This is a genomic window from Paraburkholderia sp. WC7.3g, from assembly GCF_050436345.1.
Taxonomy (GTDB): Bacteria; Pseudomonadota; Gammaproteobacteria; order Burkholderiales; family Burkholderiaceae; genus Paraburkholderia; species Paraburkholderia podalyriae.
Map to the genome: position 1 here is coordinate 2,613,215 of NZ_JBNDMA010000002.1, position 17,278 is coordinate 2,630,492.

Below are 17,278 nucleotides of genomic sequence, written 5' to 3' on the forward strand. Positions count from 1 at the left end.
ACAACTACCCGATGCACCGCATCGTCTCCCCCGTTCAGGAGCCCATCATGGAACAACGTCTCGACTTCTACAAAGCCAACCCCGCCGCGATCAAATCGCTGCTCGGCGTCGAAGAGCGCATCGGCAAGTCGGCGCTCGAAAAACCGCTGACCGAACTGGTTAGGCTGCGCGCGTCGCAGATCAACGGCTGCGCGTATTGCGTCGACATGCACACGAGCGACGCCCGCAAAGGCGGCGAAACCGAGCGGCGTCTCGCGACCGTCGTCGTGTGGCGCGAAACGCCGTTCTTCACGGACCGCGAACGCGCGGCGCTCGAGTGGACTGAAGCGCTCACGCTGGTGTCGCACGATCACGTGCCCGATGCGGTATGGCAAGCGGTGCGGCCTCATTTCAGCGACGAGGAGCTGGTCGACCTGACCCTGCTCGTAGCGGCGATCAATGCATGGAACCGCTTTGCGATCTCGTTCCGGAAGATGCCGGCATAAGCGGCGGCATAAGCGGCGGCATTTAGCGGCAGCATTGAGCGGCGCGCTTTGCCCGCCTCACTCACCCACCCACGACCCGCGCAGATCGCTGTCATGCAGCAACTGCAGCAGCGTGCCCGCCGGGCGGCTCAAGCGCTTCGCCGCGAGCGCGATGAATTCCACCGACGGCAACGTCGGCAGTCCGGCCGCATTCAACGGCGGTGCAAGCCCGCGCGCGGCCAGATACTGCGGCCGCACGGTGATGCCGAGTCCGCCGCGCGCGGCCGCGATACAGCCGGAATGACTGCTGCTCGTGCAGACGATCTGCCAGCTCGCGCCGGCTTCGGCGAGCGCATCGAGCACGACCGCGCGCGTCACGCTCGGCTCGGCGACCAGAATCAGCGGCAGCGGCTGGCTCAGATCGACGAGCGTGCCGGTCCGCGCGAGCCATTCGAGCCGCCCGGTGAAGAGCGGCACGCCGCGCCGGTCGCCGAGCCGGCGCTTGCCGACCAGCAGATCGATCGCGCCGGCGTCGAGCCGTTCGTAGAGCCTGCCGGTCATGCCGATCGTGATTTCGAGCTCGACGTCGGGATGCGCGTTGCGAAACGCCGCCAGCACGGTCGGCAGCGGGCCGAGCGCGATGTCGTCCGATGAACCGAGCCGCACGCGCCCTTTCAGACGCGGCGCGCGAAACTGCGATTCCGCGCGCGCCAGCGCCTGCAGAATCACGCTCGCATGCGCGAGCATCGCTTCGCCGTCGGGCGTCATTGCGAGCGAATGGGTATCGCGCACGAACAGGCGCCGGCCCACGCTCTGTTCGAGGCGCCGGATATGTTCGCTGACGCTCGACTGCGTCAGGTCGAGTCGCCGCCCCGCTTCGGTGAAGCTATGACAGGCCGCGACGGTCGAGAAGGTCTTGAGCCAGATTGGATTGAGCATGCGTGATTGTCGCGCTGCTTATCGGCGTTGTCGATGACAGTCAGCAAGCCTAGTGGGGTTCCCGATTGACGACGATGTCCATAAGATAACGGAATTCCGCTTGCCCCCGCGCTTGCCCCTGCTCTGGCGGCGCTTTGCCGCCGCGCCCGCTGTCGAAAACATGACCAAGGATTCCTCTCAGACCGCCCTGCTGTGGATCGTCGCCGCCGGCTTCTTCATGCAGTCGCTCGACACGACGATCGTCAACACCGCGCTGCCGTCGATCGCCAACAGCCTGCAGGTCGCGCCGCTCGCGATGCAACCGGTCGTCGTCGCCTACACACTGACAATGGCGATGCTGACGCCCGCCTCCGGCTGGCTTGCCGACCGCTTCGGCACCCGCCGCGTCTATTTCGCCGCCATTCTGGTGTTCGTGCTCGGCTCGATCTGCTGCTCGAGCGCGCACACGCTCGGCCAACTCGTGATGGCGCGCGTGCTGCAAGGCCTCGGCGGCTCGATGCTGCTGCCGATCGGACGGCTCGCGGTGTTGCGCAGCGTGTCGGGCGAGCAATACGTGTCGGCGCTCGCGTTCATTTCGATCGCGGGCCAGCTCGGGCCGATCGCCGGGCCGACGCTCGGCGGCTGGTTCGTGCAGGCGATCACCTGGCACTGGATCTTTCTGATCAACGTGCCGATCGGCGCACTCGGTTTGTACGCGGTGCACCGCTTTCTGCCGTCGCATGACGAAGCGCAGGCGCCCCCATTCGATGTGATCGGCTGCGCGCTGCTGTCGCTGTGCATGATCGCTTTTTCGCTCGCCATCGACGCGCCGGTCCCGTCGCATCGCACGGCGTGGTCGGCGGGGCTGTTCGCGTTGGCCGTCGCCAGCGCGCTCGCCTACGTTCCGTACGCGAGAAACCGCCGCGATCCGCTGTTCAAGCTGTCGCTGTTCGGCGAGCCGAACTTCAGCGTCGGCCTGATCGGCAACCTCGTATGCCGGGTCGGTTCGAGCGCGGTGCCGTTCCTCGTGCCGCTGTTGCTGCAACTGCAGCTCGGCTACTCGCCGCTGCACTCCGGTCTGATGATGCTGCCCGCGGCGCTCGCCGGCACGCTCGCCAAACGCTGGATCGCGCCGCTCGTGCGCCGCTTCGGCTATGACACGTTCCTGCTCGTCAACACGATCATCGTCGGCTCGGCGATCGTCGCGTTCTCGCTGATTTCGCGCGGCACACCGCTCGTGATCGAAATCGCGATCCTCGCGGCATTCGGCGCGGCCAACTCGATGCAGTTCGCGGCGATGAACAGTGTCACGCTGAAGGATCTGTCGCACGAAGACGCGGGCAGCGGCAACAGCCTCTTTTCGATGGTGCAGATGCTGGCGATCGGACTCGGCGTGTCGATCGGCGGCGGGCTCGTCAATCTGTTCGCGGCGCAGTGGGGCTCGGCGGAACTCGGCTTCCGGCTCGCGTTCGTGTGCGTCGGCGTGATCACGCTGGTGTCCGCCTGGATCTTCCGCCATCTCGACGACGCGTCGGGCACGCGCGTGATTCGCGGCCAGGCTGCGCCGGGCACAGGGCGTTGAGACGCGGGTGATTCCATCGCCGGCGGCAGGCCGCGCCACGCGACTGCCTGAGCGCGAAACGTTTGTTTGCCACCCGTCCGGGTCCGCGACTTGCTGCTGACGTGTGTCTTCTTCTTCTGCAGGAGAGCAGCGATGAGCAAAACGACGGAAAAATCCGGGGGCGAAGCGGAAAACGCGACCAAAAACGAATCAAAAAACCAGGCCGGCACCCAAACCGAGGACCTCGCACACCCGCACCATGCAGTGCATACCGACAACCCCAAGAGCAAGATGCCCGAGCGCGGCGACGAAGGCCGCAAGCAATCCCCCGCCGACCGTCCCGGCAAAAAGCCCGGTGAGGGCGAACCGTCGGTCAGTTGAGCGGATAAACCCCGTCCCGAAACGGCTTGGCTGCGCGCTGCACCCAGGCCGCATCACATTTCGCCTTCCAGTACCTTTCTGTAAGCAAACATTTCTTCCTCATTTTTACCGAATATTTTTTCCGCGCCTTGGACTATTTTGCTGCTAACAGCAAGCTATGCGCCGTGCGACTGGCTGCCCGCTTTCTGCCGCTTTATGCCGCTTCCGATCGATAAAAGGCGTCATCCATGTCCATTGCATCAAGTTCTCCGCTCGTCCATGCGCCCGTCGCCCATGTCTCCATCTGCGTGCCCACGTGCAATCGTCCCGAGCTGCTCGTCGAATGCATCGACTCGTGCCTCGCGCAAAACTATCGGCATCTGGAAATCCTGATTGGCGACGATTCGACGGACGCGCGCTCACGGCAATTGATCGCGCAGCGTTACCGCGACGAGCCGCGCGTTCGCTACGAGAAGCACGAACCGCCGCTTGGGCAGGCGCGCAATGTGTCGAGCCTGTTCGCGTGGGCGCGCGGCGACAAAATCCTGCTGATCCACGACGACGATCTATTGACGAGCGATGCCGTCGACAAACTCGTGTCGCTATGGCAGCGCTATCCGCGCCTCGATGCGGCATTCGGCGCTCAGTACGAAGCGGATGACGACGGGGAGATCGACCTCGACGCGAGCGTGCGCCTGAACGCGGCATTCCGGCGCACCAAGGCCAGCGAGGGTCTGCAGCCGCTCGCGGGCCGCACCGGCCTGCTCCAGATGTTTCCGAACAATGGCTGGATGGCCGATGCGCGGCTGGTCAAGCGGATCGGTTACGACGAGCGGTACGGCGTGTGCTGCGACTACGTGTTCGGCACTCAGCTATGCCTTGCCGCGCGCGAGGTGTTTTATCTGCACGACTATGTGTCGGTCTATCGGAAGACCGCGACGTCGATCTCGCACGGCACGCGCGGCACCAGGATGGCCGCATCGCTGAGCGCCTATGCGTTCTTGACGTCGCTCGATCTGCCGGCGCGACTGGAGCCGTCGCGGCGGCTCGCGCTGCGGCGGCTTGCACCGATCGTTGTGTCGATTCACGCGCGCAACGGCCAGCCGCGCGCGGGCCTGCAAGTCGCGCTCGCGCATCTGTTCGCCTACCGCTATGGATTGAGCGCGCGGCTCTACTACCATCTGGCGATCCTCGCGCGCGCGGCGCTGCGGGCACGGCGCTCGGTCGCCAGCGTCGCGACCGATGCGGCAGCCGCCGCGGTCGCGGTCGTCGCGGCCGCGCCAGTAGTCGCCGCGGATCAGGCCGCGGCGGTCAAGGAGTTCGTCAACGAACTGGTCAGCGAACGGCACGAGCCGGTGAAATTGCGCGAGCGTCTGTGAGCAGGCGGAGAGCCTGCGCGATCAGTTGCATACGCGGGGAACCCGGAACGTCGTGAGATGAAACGTGCCACGCGCGACGATTCGCGCCCCCTGCCCGCTCAAGGCTCGTGCCGCAAATACCCTTGCGTCGACGGATCGCGCATGCGCAACGACACGAGGCCCGCGATCGCGCACATCGCCGTCACGTACCAGAAAAACATCGACTCGACGTTGGCCTGCTTCAACCACAGCGCGACGTATTCCGCCGAGCCGCCGAAGATCGCGTTCGCGACCGCATACGACAAGCCCACTCCGAGCGCGCGCACTTGTGGCGGGAACATTTCCGCCTTGATCAGGCCGCTGATCGACGTATAGAAGCTGACGATCGCGAGCGCCACCACGACCAACGCGAAGGCCGCATACGGGCTCGTCACGTCTTTCAGCGCATGCAGCAGCGGCACCGTGCCGAGGGTCGCGAACAGGCCGAAACACAGCATCGAGCGGCGCCGCCCGATGCGGTCCGACAACGCGCCGAACGCCGGCTGCATCAACATGTAGACGAACAACGCGGCGGTCATCACCGAGCTCGCGGTCTTCGCATGCATGCCGGCCGTGTTGACCAGATACTTTTGCATGTAGGTGGTGAACGTGTAGAAGATCAGCGAGCCGCCGGCCGTGAAGCCGAGCACCGTCATGAACGCGGTCTTGTGCTCCCACAGTCCGCGCAGCGTGCCCGCTTCCTTGCGCTGGCGCATCGCCGCGGTGGTGGTTTCATCAAGGGATTTACGCAGATACAGCGCGATCAACGCGGCGATGGCGCCGATCACGAACGGCACGCGCCAGCCCCACGCCTTCAACTCTTCGGTCGTCAGCGTCTGTTGCAGGGTCACGAGCACGAGCAGCGCGCACAGTTGGCCGCCGATCAACGTCACATACTGGAACGACGCGAAAAAGCCACGCCGGCCCTTCAGCGCGACCTCGCTCATATAGGTTGCGCTGGTGCCGTATTCGCCGCCTACCGACAGCCCCTGCAACAGCCGCGCGAGCAGCAGCAACGCCGGCGCGAGCGCACCGATCTGCGCGTAGGTGGGCAGCATCGCGATCACCAGCGAGCCGCCGCACATCATGAATACCGACACCATCATCGCGGTGCGGCGACCGCGTTTGTCGGCGAGCCGCCCGAAGAACCAGCCGCCAATCGGCCGCATCAGAAAGCCCGCGGCGAATACGCCCGCCGTGTTCAGCAACTGCGTGGTCGTGTTGCCGCTCGGGAAGAACGACGGCGCGAAGTAGAGCGCCGTGAACGAATACACATAGAAGTCGAACCACTCGACGAGATTGCCCGATGAAGCGCCGACGATTGCAAAAATGCGGCGCCGTGTATCGTGCGCCGAGGCCACCGCGTATTGTTCGGTTTGATCATTCATGCTGGTGTCTTTCCTTATTTAAACGAGGAGAACGGTCGTGGTGCCGCCTTGATGTCGCGCGCCCAGCCCGAGCGGCCGTCGCGGGTGCGCGAATTTTACATAAGTGAAAGCACAGGAAGGTTTTTTGTCAGCGTGACCTGATGAAAGCCCTGGGTCGGCCGGATTTGCGCCCAACAGAAACGAAGCCCCTGCCAGTGGGGGACTGGCAGGGGCTTGACGGGCGACACGGACCGCTCAGGCGGCAGTCAGGCGGCGCTCATATTCGCACGGACGGCGGCATGTACCGGCACTCGTAGCGTTTTCTGACGGTACCGTTTTCGTCGACGCTTTCGACGTACACGTCGAACTGCCACAAGCGCGCCATATGTTTGAGCACCTCCTCGCTATCCGACGACAGGTGCCGGTTGTCGCTCATGAAATGCCGCAACGTGAGACTGCGGTCGCCGCGTGTATTGACGGCCCACACCTGAATATTCGGCTCGCGGTGATGCATGTCGTACTGCCGCGAGAGCGCCTGGCGCACGTACTGGTAGCCGCTATCGTCGTGAATCGCCGATACTTCGAGCGCGTCGCGCATGTCGTCGTCGAGCACCGAGAACAGGCGCATTTCGCGGATCAGATGCGGCGACAGATACTGCGCGATGAAGCTCTCGTCCTTAAAGTTGCGCATCGCGTAGTGCATCGCGGGCAGCCACGGACTGCCGGCCAGATCCGGAAACCACCTGCGATCTTCGTCGGTCGGCGATTCGCAGATGCGGCGAATGTCGCTCATCATCGAAAAGCCGAGCGCATACGGGTTGATGCCGCTGTAATACGGCTTCGTGACCGGCGGCTGATAGACGACGTTGCTGTGTGAATGGAGAAACTCCATCATGAAGCCGTCTTCGAGCTTGCCCTGGTTGTACATCGTATTGAGCAGCGTGTAGTGCCAGAACGTCGCCCAGCCTTCGTTCATCACCTGGGTCTGCCGCTGCGGATAGAAGTACTGCCCGATCTTGCGCACGATCCGGATCACCTCGCGCTCCCACGCTTCGAGCAGCGGCGCGTTTTTCTCCGCGAAATACAGCAGGTTTTCCTGCGGCTCGGGCGGATAGCGCCCCTCGACCTCTTCGGGCAGCGGCGTATTGCGCGTGGGCAACGTGCGCCACAACTCGTTGACCTGCGACTGCAGATACGCCTCACGTTCGCGACGCGCGGCGAACTCTTTCTGCAGCGACAGCTTCTGCGGCCGCTTGTAGCGGTCCACGCCGTAATTCATCAGCGCGTGGCAGGAATCGAGCAATTCCTCGACGCGATCGAGCCCATAGCGCTCCTCGCATTCCGCGATGTAGTTTTTCGCGTAGACGAGGTAGTCGATGATCGCGTGCGCGTCCGTCCACAAGCGGAACAGATAGTTGCCCTTGAAGAACGAGTTGTGACCGTAGGCCGCATGCGCGATGACGAGCGCCTGCATCGTCATCGTGTTCTCTTCCATCAGATAGGCGATGCAGGGGTTCGAATTGATGACGATTTCGTACGCGAGCCCCATCTGGCCGCGACGATAGCTTTTTTCGGTAGAAAGGAAATGTTTGCCGAACGACCAGTGACGGTAGTTCACCGGCATGCCGACGGACGCATAGGCATCCATCATCTGTTCGGCGCTGATGAGTTCGAGCTGGATCGGATATACGTCGAGCTCGTATTGCTCCGCAACACGGGCAATATGCGAGTCGTACTCTTCGATCAATTCGAAGGTCCAGTCGGACGGGCACGGCAGAGGCCGTCTATCGGCTACGTTCATACGGACTTCCCTTTGCCCTCGTTGGGCGTTCCGGTGTGTCCCGTGCTGCAGCATCGCGGACTGCTCCGGCGCGAGCGGCTCCCGTGCTGGCCGCTCCTGCCTCGGCATGCCCGACTGTCGCTGCGGCACGTTCCATCACGAAGTCGCCGCCTGCTTCTCGAACAGCTCGCGAAACACCGGATAAATATCGGCCGCGGTTTCGACCTTCTTCATCGCCATGTGCGGCTGCGATAGCGCAAGTTGCGCGTATTCGAGCCACAGATTCTGCTCTTCGGGCGTCACCTGAATATACGCAAAATACCGCACCTTCTCCAGGATGTCATCCGACAGCATCTTGCGGCATTTCGGCGAGTCGTCGGTCCAGTTGTCGCCGTCGGACGCCTGGGCGCCGTAAATGTTCCATTCAGTCGGTGAGTAGCGCTCGTCCATCACCTTGCGCATCAGTTCGAGCGCGCTCGACACCACGGTGCCGCCGCTTTCGGTCGAGTGGAAAAACGTGTCTTCGTCGACTTCCTCGGCGCGCGTGTGGTGGCGGATGAACACGACTTCGATGCGCTCGTAGTTACGCTTCAGGAACAGGTAGAGCAGGATGAAGAAGCGCTTCGCGAGATCCTTGCGCTGCTCGTCCATCGAGCCGGACACGTCCATCAGACAGAACATCACCGCCTGGCTCGACGGCGTGGGCTGCTTCACGCGATTCACGTAGCGAAGATCGAACGGATCGATGAACGGGATCCGCCAGATGCGTCCTTTCAGATGGTGAATGTCGTCCTCGAGCAGCTTGATCTCGTCGCGGCGATCGGCGGGATCGGCCCTCAACTCTTCGACCTGCCGCTCCATTTCGTGCAGCTGGTTCACGAGCGGCGCGCCGAGCGCGATGCGCCGGCCGAGCGCGCTGCGCAACGAGCGCACCACGTCGATATTGTTTGGCGTGCCCTCCGCGGCCCAGCCCGCGCGGACGCTTTTCCACGTCGGCACGGCCATCAGGTGGGTTTTGACGAGACGCGGCAGTTCGAGGTCGTCGAAGAAATACTGCATGAACTCCTCGCGGCTCAGCTCGAACACGAAGTCGTCCTGACCCTCGCCCTCGTTGCTGGCCTGACTCCCGCCGCCGCCACCACCGCCGCCTTGCGGGCGCTGGATCTTGTCGCCGCGGATGTAGTCCGAGTTGCCGGGATGCACCATCTCGCGCCGGCCGCCCGGTCCATGACGGAACGACGGCTCCGCGATGTCCTTGCGCGGAATCGTGATGCTCTGGGTGTTCTGGATGTCCTTGATGCTGCGATCGCGCACCGCCTCCGACACGGCACGACGAATATAGTTTTTGACGCGGCGCAAAAAGCGCTCGCGATTCGCAATACTCTTGTTCTTGCCTGCCAACCTGCGGTCGATGATTTGATGAAGCACGCCCGGTCTCCCGTCCATGCAACCGCGATCCACTGCGGCCGCACTAATATTTCGGGTGCGCGAGACACCCGCCGCGCAGTGCAATGCTATGTCCCTGCGGCCTGCGCCTCGCTGGTTGCCCGCACGGTCGAACCGTGCGGGCGGCACACCATGAGTATCATGCGCGCATCATGACGACTTGCGCACGCGCAGATACCAGTCGCATAGCAAGCGCACCTGCTTCGGCGTATAGCCCTTCGCCACCATGCGATTGACGAAGTCTTCATGCTTGCGCTGCTCTTCGGCCGAGCCCTTGGCGTTGAACGAGATCACCGGCAACAGCTCTTCCGTGTTCGAGAACATCTTCTTTTCGATCACGACGCGCAGCTTCTCGTAGCTGATCCACGCGGGGTTCTTGCCCGCATTCGCAGCCCGCGCACGCAGCACGAAGTTCACGATCTCGTTGCGGAAGTCCTTCGGATTGCTGATGCCCGCCGGCTTCTCGATCTTCTCCAGCTCGGCGTTCAACGACGCACGGTCGAAGCTTTCGCCGGTATCGTGGTCGCGGAACTCCTGATCCTGGATCCAGAAGTCCGCATACGTGACGTAGCGGTCGAAGATGTTCTGACCGTACTCGGAATACGACTCCAGATACGCGGTCTGAATCTCCTTGCCGATGAACTCGGCATAGCGCGACGCGAGCACGTCCTTGATAAAGGACAGATATTTCTGCTCGGTTTCCGGCGGAAACTGCTCGCGTTCAATCTGCTGTTCGAGCACGTACATCAGATGTACCGGATTGGCCGCGACTTCCGTCGAGTCGAAGTTGAACACGCGCGACAGAATCTTGAACGCGAAGCGGGTCGACACGCCTGTCATGCCTTCGTCGACGCCCGCGAAGTCGCGGTACTCCTGGTACGACTTCGCCTTCGGGTCCGTGTCCTTCAGATTCTCGCCGTCGTAGACCTGCATCTTCGAGAACAGGCTCGAGTTCTCCGGCTCGTGCAAACGCGTGAGCACGGACAACTGCCCCATCATCTTCAGCGTGCCCGGCGCGCAGACCGCGTTGGCGAGCGACGAGTTGCGCAGCAACTTCTCGTAGATCTTGACCTCTTCGCTGTAGCGCAGGCAGTACGGCACCTTGACGACGAAGATCCGGTCGAGCAGTGCCTCGTTGTTGCGGTTGTTGCGGAATGCCTTCCATTCCGACTCGTTCGAGTGAGCGAGGATGATGCCGTCGAACGGAATCGCGCCGAAGCCTTCCGTGCCCTTGAAGTTGCCTTCCTGGGTCGCGGTGAGCAGCGGGTGCAACACCTTGATCGGCGCCTTGAACATTTCGACGAACTCGAGCAGGCCCTGATTGGCGAGGCACAGGCCGCCCGAGTAGCTGTACGCGTCGGCGTCGTCCTGCGCGTACTGTTCGAGCTTGCGGATGTCGACCTTGCCGACCAGCGACGAAATGTCCTGATTGTTCTCGTCGCCCGGTTCGGTCTTCGAGATAGCGATCTGACGAAGGATCGACGGATAGCGGCGCACCACCTTGAACTTGCGGATGTCGCCGTTGTACTCATGCAGGCGCTTGACCGCCCACGGACTCAGAATGCCTCTCAGGTAGCGGCGAGGAATGCCATATTGCTCTTCGAGGACCGGACCGTCTTCCTCGTAGTCGAACAGGCCGAGCGGCGATTCATTGACGGGCGAGCCCTTGATCGAATAGAACGGCACGTGCTCCATCAGTTGCTTCAGACGTTCCGCGATCGACGACTTGCCGCCGCCGACCGGCCCTAACAGATACAGGATCTGCTTCTTTTCTTCGAGCCCCTGGGCCGAGTGCCGGAAGTAGGCGACCACCTGCTCGATCACCTCTTCCATTCCGTAGAACTCACGGAATGCGGGGTATACCTTGATGACCTTGTTCGCGAAGATACGCGATAAACGCGGATCGTTGCGCGTGTCGATCTGTTCCGGTTCTCCGATTGCCATCAACATGCGTTCGCCGGCCGTGGCGTACGCGGCGGGATTGTCTTTGCAGAGCGCGAGATACTCCTCGAGCGAGAGTTCGTCCTCCCGTGTTTTCTCGAAGCGGGTCGCGAAACTGCTGTAGATATCCATGCTACCTCCTCGCCGAAGTCTGGGGCGATGTCGTGCGCGGCGCGCTATTCGGAAACGACATCGCTCGAATTCATCCTAAACCCTTTTAAATTTTTTTTCACGGACTACGTTGCGAAAATCGCGCCGTAACCGCCACGCTACAATCCTCGCCTGGAAACAAATATTCGACCACCTACAATTTTTCACTCACGTTGCAACGAATCACATCCGCGCTGCTCCGCTGTACCGCTGATTTCTTCGGCACCGCATCGCTAATCAGTGCGCCTGCATGACTTCGCCTTACCGCTGCATCGCGCCATGCAATCGCGTTGTGGTTGCACATCCCGTACCTGCACCGTCGACCCTTTATAAAAATGCGGCTGTCTGCGCACGCACACTTCGTCACTGGAAGCATGCACGTGATGACGTTTTCGCTGCCCGCCGCTATGCAAACAGAGCATTCGAACAGGTTAACGATTCAAGGGTCGCCACCATTTCGCATTCGCCAAAACAAAAACGGCTGCACGCGGGCAGCCGTTTGAAATGACGCGCTGTAATTTGCGGTTACAAGCGCCGCAGCATCGATCAGGTGAGTTCGATTTCCACTTCACCGAGTCCGTCGATATGACCGCGCACGATGCCGGGTTCGTCGATCTTGTGCGCGCCGACGTATGAGCCGGTGGTCAAGGTCCAGTCACGCTCGATAGTGATGCCCATCGCCGCGCAATGGTTGACGAACCACACGAGCAGCTCGCGCGGATCGCCCGCGGGATTGCCGGTCACTTCGGGTATCAGCGAGCGGCCGTTGAAACCCAGCTCCAGTTCGGGCGACACGAAGTCGAAGCCGCGCGCGAGGCTCGCGTAGACGGCCGGATGGCCGGTGATCAGCGCGCCGTTGTTCTGCGCGTCGGCCAGCTGCGCGAGCGGCGCGACGTTCGGCCACTCGGCGAAGCGGCTGTCGACGATCTCGATGGCCGGCAGCACCGCGCCGAGCTTCGACAGCACCTCGTCGCGCGCATACGCCTGCGCGCGCGGCTCGATCGTCACGTCGAAGCGGAACGCGATCTCGAGCTCGACCAGCACGCGAAAGAACCCGTCATGCGCGAGCCGCGCCGGCGACGGCACCACCAGCGAAGCCGGAATCGGCGCGCCCGACGTGGCGCCGCCCGGCGACTTCGCGCCGATCTTCCACGCGCCGGTCGACTCGCCGAGACCCGCGATCACCGCCTGCTGGATCGCGTAGGCGGTCGCCGCGTCGGGCGGCAGGCTGTCGGGTGGTGGCGCGTCGATCGGCCGGTGCTGCCGGCGTGCCTCGACAAGGCGTGGCGCAAGATCGTATCGCGTGATGTCGGTTCTTTGTGGCTGGCGCATGGCAGGGTTCACAGAACGTAGCAATAAGTGGGAGCCACCTGTTCGAGGTGCGGGCAGCCACACGTCGCGCACGCGGATCGGGGCCGTGCCCGTCAATGTACCGGATCGCGGCGCGCACCGGTGAAAGGCGGCGGCGCGCAAACGTTAATTCTTGCGCGCGTCGAAAAATAAACCGCGCGTGCGAACGCCTGCGCGCTTTTCGCGATGCGATCGTCGCTGGGGGCGGTGCGTGTGCTGGACCGAAAGCGAGCGATGGGGAACGGATGTTGCGTCGCACCGTCGCGTGTCGAATCACTCGACGCGCGACAGCGCTGCCGCGCATGTTCACCTGAATCTGGGCAAGCTCAGAAGGCCTCCCAATCCTGACCGCCGCCGGCCGTCGCCGCGGGCCTGGCCGGCGCGCGCGTGGGCGCGGGCGCGGCCGCCACCGGCGGCGCGACTGCGGCCGGGACCGCCGCCTTTGGCCGCGATGCCGGCTGCGTCGTAGCCTGCGTGCGCTTGCGCGCGCGCGCGGCGGTCTGGCTCGTGGACGCCACGCGCTGCGGCGCCGCCAGCGCCGACGCGGCTTCGTGACCGCCACGGCCGCTGTCGTCGAGCTGGAACACCGCGACCGCGCCGCGCAGCCGGGTCGCCTGCTCCTCGAGCGACGCCGCCGCGGCGGCCGCCTCCTCGACGAGCGCCGCGTTCTGTTGCGTGACCTCGTCCATCTGCGTGACCGCGCGCGCGACCTGATCGATGCCGCCGCTCTGTTCCTCCGACGCCGCCGCTATCTCGCCCATGATGTCGGTGACGCGCTGCACCGCGCCGATGATCTCGCTCATGGTGCGGCCGGCCTCGTCGACCAGCGCCGAGCCCGACTGCACGCGCTCGACCGACGTATCGATCAGCTCCTTGATCTCCTTGGCCGCCGCCGACGAACGCTGCGCGAGGCTGCGCACCTCGCCCGCGACGACCGCGAAGCCACGCCCCTCCTCGCCGGCGCGCGCCGCCTCGACGGCCGCGTTCAGCGCGAGGATGTTGGTCTGAAAGGCGATGCCTTCGATGATCGAGATGATGTCGGCGATCTTCGCCGAGCTCTGGTTGATGTCGCCCATCGTGCCGACCACCTGGCCGACCACCGCGCTGCCCTTGTTGGCGATCTCCGACGCATTGGCCGCGAGCGCGCTCGCCTGGCGCGCGTTGTCGGCGTTCTGGCGCACGGTGCCGGTCAGCTGCTCCATGCTCGACGCGGTTTCCTGCAGCGCGGACGCCTGCTCCTCGGTTCGCGACGACAGGTCGATGTTGCCCGCCGCGATCTGGCGCGTCGCGGTCGCGATCGACTCGCTGCCGCCACGCACACTGCGCACCGTTTCGGTGAGGCTGCGCTGCATTTTGGCGATTCCTTCGAGCAGCTGCCCCATTTCGTCGCGCGACGTCAGGGTTACCGGACGACGCAGATCGCCGGCCGCGATCGCATCGAAGTGGCCGAGCGCTTCGTCGAGCGGACGCGCGATCGCGCGGCTCAGCGTCAGATACGATAGCGCCGCCGCGAGCACCCCGACCACCAGCGCGGCGATGCTGACCATTCGAAAGGTCTCGAAATTGCTCTGCGCGGAGTCGTAGCCCTGCTTGGCCGAATCGAACTGGAACTTGCGCAGCGCGTCGTTGGCCACGACGAGGTCATTGAAAGCGATCTGCAGATTCTTCGCGTCCTCGACCAGTTTGCTCTGGTCGTTCGCCGTGATCGCCGCCGCAAACGAATCGAGCCGCTGATGCAGCGCATTGCGCTTCGCGGCGACGTCCTGCGCGAGCCGGTCTTCGTCCGCGTCGCGCGGCAGATCCAGATATTTTTTCCACCACATGTCCGACGTGCCGCGCAGCATGTGCGCGCGCTCGATGGTGGGTGCCGCTTCCGGCGTGCCGACCATGAACGCGGCGCGATCGAGCGCGAGACGTTCGCGCGCTGCGTACATTTCCGCATTGCCGATGTTCACCGCGCCCGGCATCGCGTTGGTGAACGTGTCCATATAGGCGTCGTTCGAACGGCTCATGCCGAACAGACCGAAAACGCCGATTGCAACCAGCAACGCGGCGAGAAACGCCATCGTGAGGCCAATTCGCGCCTTGATCGTGATGCCTTTATTCAACATGCTGGTTCCTGTTGGCTGTACTGAAATGGGAGGCTGCGCGCAGCAGACTCCGGGGCGGCGCAATTGGGTTCGGCGCTTTTTGAGCGGGCGCTCTAATCACGGTTTACGGCAGTGCATTCACAGACTTGAAGCATTTAAAAGGTATGAACAAAGACGTTGTAAGCCGTTGAAAGCAAATTGATTGCAGACCGGTTCGGTCGCGGCGCGTTGGGGCAACCCGGTGATATGCGTCAAAGCCGACTTTTGACGCTTGAACGGCGGGAGTTCGTGATGGCGCGTGGGTTCGGAATCGCCCCGCGCGGTGGCAGGTAGATCGATCAGGCAGTGTGGGAGTGTGGGAGCGTGCTAACGCGATGACGGAATCAGTTGAATGCGTCGACCTCGGAGCGCGTCGGAATCGACGGCTGCGCGCCCGCGCGCGTCACCGATAGCGCGGCGGCGCGTTGCGCGAAGCGGATCGCCGCTTCGACGTTCGCGCCCTGCGCAAGCTGCGCCGCGAAGCCGCCGATGAACGTGTCGCCGGCCGCGGTCGTGTCGACCGCCTCGACGCGCGGCGCGTCGTACAGCGTCGCGGCCGCGCCTTCGAGCACCGCGTGCACGCCGCGCGCGCCGAGCGTGACCAGCACATTGCGCGCGCCGGCCGCCCGCAATGCGGCGGCGGCCCGCGCGGCGTCCTCGGGTGAGTCGACGGCAAGCCCGCTCAGCGCGGCGGCTTCGAGTTCGTTTGGAATCAGGTAGTCGATCAGCGGCAGCCAGTCGGCCGGTAACGGGCCGGTGGCGGGCGCCGGGTTCAGGATCACGGTCTTGCCGAGCCGCCGCGCCGCGGCGAGCGCGGCGCGCACCGATTCGGGCGGCGTTTCGAGCTGGCAGATCACGACATCGGCGGCGGCGAGCGTCGGCTCGTGTCGTGCGATCGTGTCGGGCGTGACCTCGCCGTTACTGCCCGCGACGATCACGATCGTGTTCTGGCTCACATCGTCGACAACGATCAGCGCGACGCCGCTCGGCTCGCTGCCGGTTTCGAGCGCCGCGCAGTCGATGCGCTCCGCTTCGAGGCCCGCACGCAGCTGCGCGCCGTTCGCGTCGGCACCGACACAGCCCAGCATCGACACCTGCGCGCCGAGCCGCGCGGCCGCGATCGCCTGGTTGCCGCCCTTGCCGCCCGCGACCTGCGCGAAGGTGCGGCCGGCCAGCGTCTCGCCAGGCTGCGGCAGGCGTGGCGAGCGCACCACGAGGTCCATGTTCAGACTGCCGACCACCGTGACGCGTGCGCGCGTTTCGTTGCTTGCCACTTGAGTGTCCTCCGTTGCGCGGCGGATCGGGTTGCTATTGCGCGCGCGCGTCCATCATGCGTCCGTCATGCTACGTCGTGCGGCGCATCAGGCCGCCAGATCCCGCCGCCCTTCGCCCGCCCATGTCGCGGTCGATTCGCGCACGATCAGCCGCGGCGACACCACGCGCCGGCGCGCCGGGGTCCGCACGGGGTTGTTCGACGACGCCTCGGCGATCCGGTCGACCAGCGTCTGCGCGGCCGTGTCGCCGAGCGCTCGCACCGACTGCCCGACCGTCGACAGCGACGGGAATGTGAAGCGGCCCAGCTCGATATCGTCGAAACCGATGATCGAACAGTCGCGCGGCACGCTGATGTTGCGCTCCGCCGCCGCGCGCAACGCGCCGATGCCCATCATGTCGTTGCATGCGAAAATCGCCGACGGCCTGACCGTGTCGAATAGCTGCGCGGCCGCGCCGTGTCCGCCCGTCCCCGAGAAATCGCTTTCGACGATCGCATCGCCCGGAATCTCGATGCCGCGTTCGGCCATCGCGCGAATGAAGCCGTGCACGCGCATCGCGCTGACCGCGGTCTGCACCGGCCCCGTGATGCAGCCGATCCTCACATGCCCGAGTTCGAGCAGATGACGCGTGGCCAGATACGCGCCCTTCTCGTGATCGATCTGCACGAGGTCCGCGTTGATGCCCTCGATGTTGCGATCCACCACGACGAGCGGCTCGCGCGCGTCGGCGAGCGCCTGCGCGAGCACGGCGTCGTCGCCGGCGGACGCGACGATCAACCCGTCGATGCGTTTTTCCTGCAGCACGCGCAGATAGTTGCGCTGCTTCGCGGGGTCATCGTCGGAGTTGCAGAAGAACACGCAGTAGCCATTGCGCGCGCAGCCGTCCTCGATGCCGCGCGCGAGCTCCGCGAAATACGGGTTCGTGCTGTTCGGCACCACCAGTCCGATCGTCGCGGTCGAGCGCGCCTTCAGCGAGCGCGCGACTGCCGACGGCACATAGTGCAGTTGACGGATCGCGTGCTCGACTTTCGCCCGCACATCGGCCGACACCGGCCGCGAGTTGTTCACGACGTGCGATACCGTCGTGAACGACACCCCCGCCACGGCCGCTACATCCTTGATCGTCGCCATAACCTGTTGC

Annotated in this window: 14 protein-coding genes; 5 read left to right on the forward strand and 9 right to left on the reverse strand. The window is 64.2% G+C overall.

The features are described 5' to 3' along the window. The first annotated feature begins 47 nt into the window (after positions 1-47). The gene (locus tag OKW43_RS23425; RefSeq protein ID WP_187636428.1) at positions 48-485 is read left to right on the forward strand and encodes a carboxymuconolactone decarboxylase family protein; all 438 of its coding nucleotides are present in this window, start codon (positions 48-50) and stop codon (positions 483-485) included. Positions 486-542: 57 nt separating this feature from the next. Here OKW43_RS23425 and OKW43_RS23430 read toward each other — a convergent pair whose 3' ends face one another. After that, positions 543-1,403 carry a LysR family transcriptional regulator gene (locus tag OKW43_RS23430; RefSeq protein ID WP_187636427.1) on the reverse strand — a complete coding sequence of 287 codons (861 nt, stop codon included), beginning with the start codon at positions 1,401-1,403 and terminating at the stop codon, positions 543-545. A 160-nt stretch (positions 1,404-1,563) separates the two neighbouring features. On the opposite strand from OKW43_RS23430, the gene OKW43_RS23435 reads away from it, so the two are divergent. From OKW43_RS23435 to OKW43_RS23450, 4 genes are all read left to right on the forward strand, one after another. Beyond that, positions 1,564-2,964: a DHA2 family efflux MFS transporter permease subunit gene (locus OKW43_RS23435; RefSeq protein WP_429450152.1), complete on the forward strand. Its 1,401-nt coding sequence runs from the start codon at positions 1,564-1,566 to the stop codon at positions 2,962-2,964. Positions 2,965-3,096: 132 nt separating this feature from the next. Continuing rightward, positions 3,097-3,324: a hypothetical protein gene (locus OKW43_RS23440; protein WP_429450154.1), complete on the forward strand. Its 228-nt coding sequence runs from the start codon at positions 3,097-3,099 to the stop codon at positions 3,322-3,324. A 26-nt stretch (positions 3,325-3,350) separates the two neighbouring features. After that, a complete protein-coding gene (locus OKW43_RS23445; protein WP_429450156.1) occupies positions 3,351-3,539 on the forward strand; it encodes a hypothetical protein in 189 nt (62 codons plus the stop codon). A gap of 12 nt (positions 3,540-3,551) precedes the next feature. Continuing rightward, positions 3,552-4,682: a glycosyltransferase family 2 protein gene (locus tag OKW43_RS23450; RefSeq protein WP_429450158.1), complete on the forward strand. Its 1,131-nt coding sequence runs from the start codon at positions 3,552-3,554 to the stop codon at positions 4,680-4,682. A gap of 98 nt (positions 4,683-4,780) precedes the next feature. Here the strand turns inward: OKW43_RS23450 and OKW43_RS23455 are convergent, their stop codons facing one another. The 8 genes from OKW43_RS23455 to OKW43_RS23490 all read right to left on the reverse strand — a co-directional run bounded on the left by OKW43_RS23455 (position 4,781) and on the right by OKW43_RS23490 (position 17,268). After that, positions 4,781-6,088, reverse strand: a complete 1,308-nt coding sequence (locus OKW43_RS23455) for an MFS family transporter (protein WP_429450160.1) — start codon at positions 6,086-6,088, stop codon at positions 4,781-4,783. A gap of 256 nt (positions 6,089-6,344) precedes the next feature. Further along, positions 6,345-7,868: a SpoVR family protein gene (locus OKW43_RS23460; protein ID WP_187636423.1), complete on the reverse strand. Its 1,524-nt coding sequence runs from the start codon at positions 7,866-7,868 to the stop codon at positions 6,345-6,347. 135 nt (positions 7,869-8,003) lie between these two features. Continuing rightward, positions 8,004-9,275 carry a YeaH/YhbH family protein gene (locus tag OKW43_RS23465; protein WP_187636422.1) on the reverse strand — a complete coding sequence of 424 codons (1,272 nt, stop codon included), beginning with the start codon at positions 9,273-9,275 and terminating at the stop codon, positions 8,004-8,006. A 168-nt stretch (positions 9,276-9,443) separates the two neighbouring features. Continuing rightward, on the reverse strand, positions 9,444-11,366 hold the full coding sequence (locus tag OKW43_RS23470; protein ID WP_187636421.1) for a PrkA family serine protein kinase: 1,923 nt from the start codon (positions 11,364-11,366) through the stop codon (positions 9,444-9,446). Between the two features lie 564 nt (positions 11,367-11,930). Beyond that, positions 11,931-12,692 carry a 2-keto-4-pentenoate hydratase gene (locus OKW43_RS23475; protein ID WP_187636480.1) on the reverse strand — a complete coding sequence of 254 codons (762 nt, stop codon included), beginning with the start codon at positions 12,690-12,692 and terminating at the stop codon, positions 11,931-11,933. A 368-nt stretch (positions 12,693-13,060) separates the two neighbouring features. After that, positions 13,061-14,845, reverse strand: coding sequence for a methyl-accepting chemotaxis protein (locus tag OKW43_RS23480; RefSeq protein WP_187636420.1), 1,785 nt, complete (start codon positions 14,843-14,845; stop codon positions 13,061-13,063). 362 nt (positions 14,846-15,207) lie between these two features. After that, positions 15,208-16,137 carry a ribokinase gene (gene rbsK / locus OKW43_RS23485; RefSeq protein WP_429450163.1) on the reverse strand — a complete coding sequence of 310 codons (930 nt, stop codon included), beginning with the start codon at positions 16,135-16,137 and terminating at the stop codon, positions 15,208-15,210. A gap of 87 nt (positions 16,138-16,224) precedes the next feature. Then, positions 16,225-17,268: a LacI family DNA-binding transcriptional regulator gene (locus OKW43_RS23490; protein ID WP_187636418.1), complete on the reverse strand. Its 1,044-nt coding sequence runs from the start codon at positions 17,266-17,268 to the stop codon at positions 16,225-16,227. Positions 17,269-17,278: the final 10 nt, after the last annotated feature.